The organism is Pseudomonas imperatae, assembly GCF_057128625.1.
This window is the reverse complement of sequence record NZ_JBSKHP010000055.1, coordinates 1-9430: the sequence shown is the minus strand read 5'-3', so window position 1 is coordinate 9430 and position 9430 is coordinate 1. Positions and strand designations below refer to the sequence as shown.

Genomic DNA, 9430 nt, shown 5'->3' with positions numbered 1-9430 from the left:
ACTTTAAGACCTACCACTTTAGTCGGGAATAGCGGCAAAACGGGCGGCGTACTATAGCACGGGAATTCTGATTTGCCCGCTCCCGTGGGAGCTGGCTTGCCAGCGAGCTTTTTGCAACAACCAAAAGCTCGCTGGCAAGCCAGCTCCCACAGGCTCCCCCAAGCTTCAGCGAGCTTCGGCGGCAGGGACGTCGACTTCGCCCTTCACGCACTTGAAGTCTTCGTCGCGCAGCTCGGGCAGGTCCTTGGCGCAGTAGTCACTGCCCATGCGGGTCATCGCCCCGCACATGTCCTCCAGGCGCCCGTCGACGGCGTGCAGGTGGTCCAGCAGCTGGCCGATGGCGCGGGCCACCGGGTCGGGCATGTCCGCAGTCACGCCATAGGCCTCGAAGCCGATCTTCTCGGCCATGGCCTTGCGCTTGGCGTCCACGGCGTCATCGCCCTTGACGATGATGCGCCCCGGGATGCCCACGGCCGTGGCGCCGGCAGGCACCGGCTTGGTGACCACGGCGTTGGAGCCGATCTTGGCACCGGCACCCACGGTGAACGGGCCCAGCACCTTGGCGCCCGCCCCCACCACCACGCCATCTTCCAGCGTGGGGTGGCGCTTGCCCTTGTTCCAGCTGGTGCCGCCCAGGGTCACGCCCTGGTACAGGGTGACGTCGTCGCCGATCTCGACGGTCTCGCCAATGACGATGCCCATGCCGTGGTCAATGAAGAAACGCCGGCCAATGCGTGCGCCCGGGTGAATCTCGATGCCGGTCATCCAGCGCCCGAAGTTGGAGACCATGCGCGCCAGCCACTTGAAGTCGGCCTTCCACAGCTTGTGCGCGCCACGGTGCAGCCAGATGGCGTGCATGCCGGGGTAGCTGGTCAGCACCTCGAAGGCATTGCGCGCCGCCGGGTCGCGATGGAATACGCTTTGAATGTCTTCACGCAAACGCTCGAACATGACTAGTCCTTCCGCTTATGCGGCTCGCCACGGGCCACTTTCTGGGTCTCCGTGAGAATGCCGCGCAATATGTTCATTTCCGCCTTGGCAACCGAGCTGCGGCCGTACAGGCGGCGCAAACGCGCCATCAGGTGCCGGGGGCTCTGCGGGTCGAGGAAGCCGATCTCCACCAGGGTGTTCTCCAGGTGTTCGTAGAAACGCTCCATCTCGTCGCTGGTCGAGAGCTCTGCGCTCTTGACCGACGCCACTTCGACCTTTTCGGTCTTGGACGCCTGCCCTTCGGCTGCCAGCCAGGCCATACGCACTTCGTAGGCCAGGACCTGCACCGCCGCACCCAGGTTCAGCGAGCTGAAATCAGGGTTCGACGGGATATGCACGTGGAAATGACATCGCTGCAGCTCGTCATTGGTGAGCCCGGCGTGTTCGCGACCGAACACCAGGGCCACCTCGCCGCCCACCTGGGCGGCCTCTTCGACGCTTTTGCTGCCGCATTCGCGGGGGTCCAGCAACGGCCAGGGAATACGCCGCTCGCGGGCGCTGGTGCCGAGCACCATGGTGGTGCCCACCAGGGCCTCTTCCAGGGTGGCGACCACCTGGACGTTGTCCAGCACGTCATCGGCGCCCGAGGCGCGTGCGCTGGCTTCGTGGGACGGGAAATCCAGCGGGTCTACCAGCACCAGGCGCGACAGACCCATGTTCTTCATGGCGCGCGCAGCCCCGCCGATGTTGCCGGGGTGGCTGGTGTTGACCAGGACGACACGAATATTTTGCAGCAAGGCGAGCGCTCACAGACCGGGGGAAAGAAATGAAATCTTACCGAACAGATACCGCTTACGCTACGAATGCTGACTACCCTCTTCTGCAAACGTACTTTTCTGCTAGAATGTTCGGCTTTCTTTAACGACCTAGGTGAAACGTCCATGCAGCCCATGCTGAATATCGCGCTGCGCGCCGCCCGCAGCGCCAGTGAATTGATTTTCCGCTCCATCGAGCGCCTGGATACCATCAAGGTTGATGAAAAAGACGCGAAGGATTACGTCTCTGAAGTCGATCGTGCGGCCGAGCAAAAAATCATCGAAGCCCTGCGCAAGGCTTACCCGACCCACACCATCCGTGGTGAGGAAACCGGCCTGCACGCTGGCAGCGGCGAAGGCGCCGAATACGAGTGGATCATCGACCCACTGGACGGCACCACCAACTTCCTGCGCGGCATCCCGCACTTTGCCGTCAGCATTGCCTGCAAATACCGCGGCCGCCTGGAACACGCCGTCGTGCTGGACCCGGTCCGCCAGGAAGAATTCACCGCCAGCCGTGGCCGTGGCGCCCAACTGAACGGCCGCCGCCTGCGCGTCAGCGGCCGCACCAGCCTGGACGGCGCCCTGCTGGGCACCGGCTTCCCGTTCCGTGACAACCAGATGGCTGACCTGGACAACTACCTGGGCATGTTCCGCGCCCTGGTAGGCCAGACCGCCGGCATCCGCCGCGCCGGTGCTGCCAGCCTGGACCTGGCCTACGTGGCTGCCGGCCGCTTCGACGCCTTCTGGGAGTCGGGCCTGAGCGAGTGGGACATGGCCGCAGGCGCCCTGCTGATCCAGGAAGCTGGCGGCCTGGTGAGCGACTTCACCGGTGGTCACGACTTCCTCGAGAAGGGCCACATCGTTGCTGGCAACATCAAGTGCTTCAAGGCAGTACTGACGGCCATCCAGCCGCACCTGCCGCCTTCGATCAAGCGCTAAGCTTTTTCGCCAGGCAATAAAAAAGCACCCTTCGGGGTGCTTTTTTATTGCCTGAATAATCACCGACACCTTGTAGCCGCTGCCGCCAGGCTGCGCTGGCCCTTGTGAACACTGGAGATCTCCAGCGAGGCCCAGGGCCAGCGCAGCCCTCGGCAGCGGCTACGCATGCGGAGGCGCCTTTACTGCTGGGTCAGCACCAGCTGGCCGTCCTTGCTCACCGGGATCTTGGAGCCCGGGTCACGGTCCATCTTCACCTGGCCGACCTGGCCATTGAGCTGGTACTTCACGTTGTAGCCAACCACCTTGTTGCTGATGTCGTTGACCGTGTTGCAGCGGCTTTCGGTGGTGGTGTAGGTGTCACCGTTCTGCATGTGCTCCTGCACCTTGTTACCCGCGTAGCCACCGCCCACGGCGCCCGCCACGGTAGCCAGGGTCTTGCCCTTGCCGCCACCCACCAGGTGGCCCAGCAGGCCACCGCCCACGGCGCCGATCACGGTACCAGCCACCTGGTGCTGGTCCTGCACGGCCCGGCGGTGGGTTACCGCCACGTCATGACACTCCTTGCGGGGCGTCTTGATCTCTTGATTTATAGGGTCTACAGCCAGAACTTCTGCGTACTCTGGGCCACTTTTCACGAGGCTGTAGGTCGCGACAGCACCACCGGCAGTCACACCGACAGCACCCAACACTGCACCAACCAGCAACGATTTGTTCACTTGAACCTCCTGACCTTCTTATACGGATCAAAGTCCGCGCTTCTCCCAGCCTTGGAGCACAAAAAAAGGCGCGAGTTCAAAACTCGCGCCTTTTCAGGGGATTAAGTGACGGCGATCACATTACGGGCGATCGTCGACCTTGTCCTTGGTGACCGGGGCAATCAGGTCGTCGCTGTTCAGGTTCAGCCAGATCAGCACCACGTTGGCGATGTAGATCGAGGAGTAGGTACCCGCCAGCACGCCGATGAACAGCGCGATGGAGAAGCCGAACAGGTTGTCGCCGCCGAAGAACAGCAGCGCGGCGATGGCCAGCAACGTCGAGATCGAGGTGGCCAGGGTACGCAGCAGGGTCTGGGTGGTCGAGACGTTGATGTTCTCGATCAGCGAGGCCTTGCGCAGCACGCGGAAGTTCTCGCGCACCCGGTCGAATACCACGATGGTGTCGTTCAGCGAGTAGCCGATGATGGCCAGCACCGCCGCCAGCACCGTCAGGTCGAAGGTGATCTGGAAGAACGACAGGATACCCATGGTCACGACCACGTCGTGCACCAGGGAAGCGATGGCGCCTACGGCGAATTTCCACTGGAAGCGGAACGCCAGGTAGATCAACACGCCGCCCAGGGCCATGAGCATGCCCAGGCCACCCTGGTCACGCAGCTCTTCACCCACCTGCGGGCCGACGAACTCGGTGCGGGTAACCTTGGCCGGATTGTCGCCGCCCACCTTGGCCAGCGCCTCAGCTACCTGGGCGCCCAGCTTGGGGTCGTCGCCCGGCATGCGCACCAGCAGGTCGGTGGTGTCACCGAAGTTCTGCACGATGGCTTCGTGGTAGCCAGCGGCTACCAGTTCGCTACGCACCTGGGTCAGGTCGGCCGGCTTCTGGTAGTTCAGCTCGATCAGCGTACCGCCAGTGAAGTCCAGGCCGAAGTTGAGGCCCTTGTGGAACCAGCTGAACAGCGCCAATGCCGTGAGGAACAGTGTCAAGGCGAACGCAATATTGCGAACGCCCATGAAGTTGATGGTACGTTTCATGGCAGCCCCTTAAATCCACAACTTCTTGAAGTCACGACCGCCGTAGATCAGGTTGACCATTGCGCGGGTCACCATGATGGCTGTGAACATCGAGGTAAAGATACCCAGGGACATGGTCACGGCGAAGCCTTTCACCGGGCCGGTGCCCATGGCGAAAAGAATGCCGCCTACCAGCAACGTGGTCAGGTTGGCGTCGACGATCGCGGTGAACGCGCGGCCGAAACCTTCGTTGATCGCGCGCTGCACGGTCATCCCGGCGGCGATTTCCTCACGAATACGCGAGAAGATCAGCACGTTGGCGTCCACCGCCATACCCATGGTCAACACGATACCGGCAATACCCGGCAGCGTCAGGGTGGCACCCAGCACCGACATCAGCGCCAGCAGCACGACCATGTTCAAGGCCAGTGCCACGGTGGCGATCAGGCCGAAGAAGCGGTAGATGGCCATGATGAACAGCGACACGAACAGCATGCCCCACAGGGACGCATGGATACCCTTGGTGATGTTGTCGGCACCCAGGCTCGGGCCAATGGTGCGCTCTTCAGCGAAGTACATCGGTGCAGCCAGGCCACCGGCACGCAGCAGCAGGGCCAGTTCCGACGACTCACCCTGGCCGTTCAGGCCGGTGATGCGGAATTGGCTGCCCAGCGGCGACTGGATGGTTGCCAGGCTGATGATTTTCTTCTCTTCGGCGAAGTCCTGCACGGCCACGTCTTTCTCGACGCCGTCGACAGTCTGCTTCTCGTAGCGGGTGAACGGCTTCTGCTCGATGAAGATCACCGCCATGCTGCGGCCGACGTTGCTGCGCGTGGCGCGGCTCATCAGGTCGCCACCATGGCCATCCAGCTTGATGTTCACCTGCGGCTGGCCGTGCTCGTCGAAGCTGGCCGAGGCGTCGGTCACCTGGTCACCGGTGATGATCAGGCTGCGCTCGACTGCGGCTGGCGGACGGCTGCCATCACGGAACTCGAAAGTCTCGGTGGTGGCGCGGGAATCATCCGGGCCTGCGCCCAGGCGGAATTCCAGGCTGGCAGTCTTGCCCAGGATGCGCTTGGCTTCGGCAGTGTCCTGCACGCCTGGCAGCTCGACCACGATGCGGTTGGCACCCTGGCGCTGTACCAGCGGCTCGGCCACGCCCAGCTCGTTGACACGGTTACGCACGGTGGTCAGGTTCTGCTTGATCGAGTATTCGCGAATCTCGGCCAGCTTCGCTGGTGTCAGCGTCAGCGACAGCACCTGCAGTTCGCCACGGGTAGTGGCGGCCACGTCGAAATCGGTGTAGTTCTTGCGGATCAGGGCCTGCGCCTGGGCCAGGGAATCGGCATCGCTGAAGCCCAGCTGAATCGCACTGTTCTGCTGTGGCATGCTGCGGTAGCGGATCTTTTCCTTGCGCAGCTCGGTCTTGACGTCGCCTTCGTAGATCTTCAGGCGGGCATCAATGGCCTTGTCCATGTCCACGGCCAGCAGGAAGTGCACGCCACCGGACAAGTCCAGACCCAGCTTCATGGGGTGCGCGCCAATGTTGCGCAGCCACTGCGGCGTGGTCGCCGCCAGGTTCAGCGCAACCACGTAGTCGTCGCCCAGTGCCTTGCGGACCACGTCCTTGGCAGGCAACTGGTCATCACGCTTGGCCAGACGCAACAAACCGCCCTTGCCATTCTCGGCCAGCGTTGCCGCCTTGACCTCGATACCGGCATCGGTCAGCGCCTTGGCGCTGCGGTCCAGATCAGCCTGGGTGACTTGCAGGGCGGAACTTGCGCCCGAGACCTGGATGGCCGCGTCATCAGGATAGAGATTGGGTGCGGAATAAATAAAACCGACCGCCAGCACCGCCAGGATCAGTAGGTATTTCCACAGAGGGTATTTGTTCAGCATCACGCCGCCCGTTCAAGACGCGGGGCGCCTTGCGCGCCCCGTCGATTGGTAAAAGTCTGAAGCTTAGATCGCTTTGAGCGTGCCTTTCGGCAGGGTCGCGGCAATGGCGCCCTTCTGGATTTTCAGCTCTACGGTGTCCGAAACCTCGATTACCACGAAGTCGTCGGTCACTTTGTTGATCTTGCCGGCGATACCACCGGTGGTCACAACTTCGTCACCTTTCTGCAGGTTGCCCAGCAGGTTTTTCTGCTCTTTGGCACGCTTGGCCTGTGGGCGCCAGATCATCAGGTAGAAGATGACCAGGAAACCAACCAGGAAAATCCACTCGAAGCCGCCGCCCATAGGGCCTGCCGCTGCCGGCGCACCAGCGTCGGCCAAAGCATCAGAGATAAAAAAGCTCATTTAGCACTCCAGTTGCAAAATTGTTGACTCAAAGGGTCACGAACTCAGTCCAAAGGCGGCGTGGCAAGCCCGCGTTTGGCATAGAAGGCATCGACAAAGGCGGCCAATGTACCTTGTTGAATAGCCTCGCGCAAACCAGCCATCAGCACCTGGTAATGACGCAAATTGTGGATCGTATTCAACATGCTCCCCAGCATTTCGCCGCACTTGTCCAAATGGTGCAGGTAAGCACGGGAGAAGTTCTGGCAGGTGTAGCAGTCGCAGGTCGGGTCCAGCGGCGAATCATCATGGCGATGGAACGCGTTGCGGATCTTCAGCACGCCGGTGTCGATGAACAGATGCCCGTTGCGGGCATTGCGGGTTGGCATCACGCAATCGAACATGTCCACACCGCGGCGCACACCCTCCACCAGATCTTCCGGCTTGCCAACACCCATAAGGTAACGAGGTTTGTCAGCAGGCATCTGGCCTGGCAGGTAGTCCAGCACCTTGATCATTTCGTGCTTGGGCTCGCCCACCGACAGGCCGCCGATGGCCAGGCCATCGAAGCCGATCTTGTCCAGGCCTTCCAGCGAGCGCATGCGCAGGTTCTGGTGCATGCCGCCCTGGACGATGCCGAACAGCGCCGCGGTGTTGTCGCCATGGGCGTTCTTCGAGCGCTGGGCCCAGCGCAGCGACAGCTCCATGGACACGCGTGCCACGTCTTCGTCGGCCGGGTACGGGGTGCATTCGTCGAAGATCATCACCACGTCGGAGCCCAGGTCGCGCTGCACCTGCATCGACTCTTCGGGGCCCATGAACACTTTGGAGCCGTCCACCGGCGAGGCGAAGGTCACGCCCTCTTCCTTGATCTTGCGCATGGCGCCCAGGCTGAACACCTGGAAACCACCCGAGTCGGTGAGGATCGGGCCCTGCCACTTCATGAAATCGTGCAGGTCGCCGTGGGCCTTGATCACTTCCATGCCCGGGCGCAGCCACAGGTGGAAGGTGTTGCCCAGGATCATGTGCGCGCCGATGGCCTCGATGTCACGCGGCAGCATGCCCTTCACCGTGCCATAGGTGCCCACCGGCATGAACGCCGGGGTTTCCACCACGCCACGGGGGAAGGTCAGGCGGCCACGACGGGCCTTGCCGTCGGTGGCCAGCAGTTCGAACGACATACGACAGGTGCGACTCATGCGTGATCCCCTGGCGCCGCTTCGCTTGGACCGCGGGGCGCCGGATTGCGGGTGATGAACATGGCATCACCGTAACTGAAGAAGCGGTAACCGTTGGCCACGGCAGCCTGGTAGGCGGCCATGGTCTCGGGATAACCGGCGAAGGCCGACACCAGCATCAACAGCGTGGATTCCGGCAAATGGAAATTGGTCACCAGGCAATCGACCACGTGGAACGGCCGGCCCGGGAAAATGAATATATCGGTGTCACCGCTGAACGGCTTCAACACACCGTCGCGCGCCGCGCTTTCCAGCGAGCGCACGCTGGTGGTGCCCACGGCCACCACACGGCCACCACGGGCCTTGCAGGCGTTTACCGCGTCCACCACCTCCTGGCTCACTTCCAGCCACTCTTTATGCATGTGGTGATCTTCGATCTTTTCCACACGCACCGGCTGGAAGGTGCCGGCGCCCACGTGCAAGGTCACGAAGGCGCTTTCCACGCCCTTGGCCTTGATCTGCGCCAGCAGCCCTTCATCGAAATGCAGGCCGGCAGTAGGCGCCGCCACCGCACCGGCACGCTCGGCGTACACGGTCTGGTAGCGCTCGCGGTCGGCGCCTTCGTCGGGGCGGTCTATATAAGGTGGCAGCGGCATGTGGCCGACGCGGTCCAGCAGCGGCAGCACTTCCTCGTTGAAGCGCAGCTCGAACAGCGCATCGTGGCGCGCGACCATCTCGGCCTCGCCGCCGCCGTCGATGAGAATCATCGACCCCGGCTTGGGCGACTTGCTGGAACGCACGTGCGCCAGCACCGAGTGGCTGTCCAGCACGCGCTCCACCAGGATCTCCAGCTTGCCGCCGGAGGCCTTCTGGCCGAACACACGGGCAGGAATGACCCGGGTGTTATTGAACACGATCAGGTCGCCGGGGCGCAGGTGCTCCAGCAAATCAGTGAACTGACGGTGGGCCAGCGCACCGCTGGGCCCGTCCAGGGTCAACAAACGACTGCCATGACGCTCGGCCAGCGGGTGGCGTGCAATCAGGGAATCGGGAAGCTCGAAGGAAAAATCGGCGACGCGCATGATGGAGTTCGGTTCGACAGGGCCGCAAAGTTTAGCCCAAAACGCACAAATTGACCACGCAGGAGAGTTGACCAACGGTCGAGGCCTCTCTATACTCCGCGGCCATTGAGCCCTGATGGCGGAATTGGTAGACGCGGCGGATTCAAAATCCGTTTTCGAAAGGAGTGGGAGTTCGAGTCTCCCTCGGGGCACCAAGATTCAAATCCCTTCTACCGGGGATTGCAGCAGAGAAACCGACCTTGAGTCGGTTTTTTTGTGCCTGGAATATGGCTGCCCCCCACCAATTCCCGTAGCCGCTGCCGCCAGGCTGCGCTGGGCCTTGCATACCCCACAAAATCTCGATCTCTTGTTGAATTCTTCGCAACCTCGCGCCGAACACACAAGGCCGGCAACGCCGATCCCACAGGCCATGGCACGTTGCAACAAATGTAGATGCTGCCGCCAGGCTGCGTCGCGCCGCGCGGGCGGCGCTCGAT

Annotated in this window: 9 protein-coding genes and 1 tRNA gene; 2 read left to right on the top strand and 8 right to left on the bottom strand. The window is 62.4% G+C overall.

Going from position 1 to position 9430, the window contains the following annotated elements; genetic code table 11:
* Positions 1-165 precede the first annotated feature (165 nt).
* Together cysE and trmJ are read right to left on the bottom strand one after the other, a co-directional pair.
* Positions 166-951 carry a serine O-acetyltransferase gene (gene cysE, locus ACWKWX_RS32450; protein WP_416422719.1) on the bottom strand — a complete coding sequence of 262 codons (786 nt, stop codon included), beginning with the start codon at positions 949-951 and terminating at the stop codon, positions 166-168.
* A gap of 2 nt (positions 952-953) precedes the next feature.
* Positions 954-1727, bottom strand: coding sequence for a tRNA (cytosine(32)/uridine(32)-2'-O)-methyltransferase TrmJ (gene trmJ, locus ACWKWX_RS32445; protein WP_473005523.1), 774 nt, complete (start codon positions 1725-1727; stop codon positions 954-956).
* 144 nt (positions 1728-1871) lie between these two features.
* Here trmJ and suhB point away from each other — a divergent pair, with 144 nt between their 5' ends.
* Positions 1872-2687 carry a type III secretion system regulator SuhB gene (suhB, locus tag ACWKWX_RS32440; RefSeq protein ID WP_476296947.1) on the top strand — a complete coding sequence of 272 codons (816 nt, stop codon included), beginning with the start codon at positions 1872-1874 and terminating at the stop codon, positions 2685-2687.
* A 179-nt stretch (positions 2688-2866) separates the two neighbouring features.
* Here the strand turns inward: suhB and ACWKWX_RS32435 are convergent, their stop codons facing one another.
* The 6 genes from ACWKWX_RS32435 to queA form a co-directional block, all read right to left on the bottom strand.
* Entirely contained in the window at positions 2867-3403 is a 537-nt protein-coding gene (locus ACWKWX_RS32435) for a glycine zipper 2TM domain-containing protein (RefSeq protein ID WP_416422716.1), read from the bottom strand.
* Between the two features lie 120 nt (positions 3404-3523).
* Positions 3524-4435, bottom strand: coding sequence for a protein translocase subunit SecF (gene secF / locus ACWKWX_RS32430; protein WP_416422715.1), 912 nt, complete (start codon positions 4433-4435; stop codon positions 3524-3526).
* 9 nt (positions 4436-4444) lie between these two features.
* Positions 4445-6313: a protein translocase subunit SecD gene (gene secD / locus ACWKWX_RS32425; protein ID WP_416422714.1), complete on the bottom strand. Its 1869-nt coding sequence runs from the start codon at positions 6311-6313 to the stop codon at positions 4445-4447.
* A gap of 63 nt (positions 6314-6376) precedes the next feature.
* A complete protein-coding gene (yajC, locus tag ACWKWX_RS32420; RefSeq protein ID WP_008366112.1) occupies positions 6377-6715 on the bottom strand; it encodes a preprotein translocase subunit YajC in 339 nt (112 codons plus the stop codon).
* Between the two features lie 44 nt (positions 6716-6759).
* Entirely contained in the window at positions 6760-7875 is a 1116-nt protein-coding gene (gene tgt / locus ACWKWX_RS32415; RefSeq protein WP_416427543.1) for a tRNA guanosine(34) transglycosylase Tgt, read from the bottom strand.
* Positions 7876-7889: 14 nt separating this feature from the next.
* A complete protein-coding gene (queA, locus tag ACWKWX_RS32410) occupies positions 7890-8954 on the bottom strand; it encodes a tRNA preQ1(34) S-adenosylmethionine ribosyltransferase-isomerase QueA (RefSeq protein WP_483829907.1) in 1065 nt (354 codons plus the stop codon).
* Positions 8955-9063: 109 nt separating this feature from the next.
* Between queA and ACWKWX_RS32405 the strand changes: the two genes are divergently transcribed.
* Positions 9064-9148 (top strand) — tRNA-Leu (locus ACWKWX_RS32405).
* Positions 9149-9430 lie beyond the last annotated feature (282 nt).

Bases quoted from the DNA above. Each gene is read 5' to 3' on its own strand.
- secD (WP_416422714.1), bottom strand. From the start codon at position 6,313: ATGCTGAACAAATACCCTCTGTGGAAATACCTACTGATCCTGGCGGTG.
- cysE (WP_416422719.1), bottom strand. From the start codon at position 951: ATGTTCGAGCGTTTGCGTGAAGACATTCAAAGCGTATTCCATCGCGAC.
- secF (WP_416422715.1), bottom strand. From the start codon at position 4,435: ATGAAACGTACCATCAACTTCATGGGCGTTCGCAATATTGCGTTCGCC.
- yajC (WP_008366112.1), bottom strand. From the start codon at position 6,715: ATGAGCTTTTTTATCTCTGATGCTTTGGCCGACGCTGGTGCGCCGGCA.
- queA (WP_483829907.1), bottom strand. From the start codon at position 8,954: ATGCGCGTCGCCGATTTTTCCTTCGAGCTTCCCGATTCCCTGATTGCA.
- tgt (WP_416427543.1), bottom strand. From the start codon at position 7,875: ATGTCGTTCGAACTGCTGGCCACCGACGGCAAGGCCCGTCGTGGCCGC.
- suhB (WP_476296947.1), top strand. From the start codon at position 1,872: ATGCAGCCCATGCTGAATATCGCGCTGCGCGCCGCCCGCAGCGCCAGT.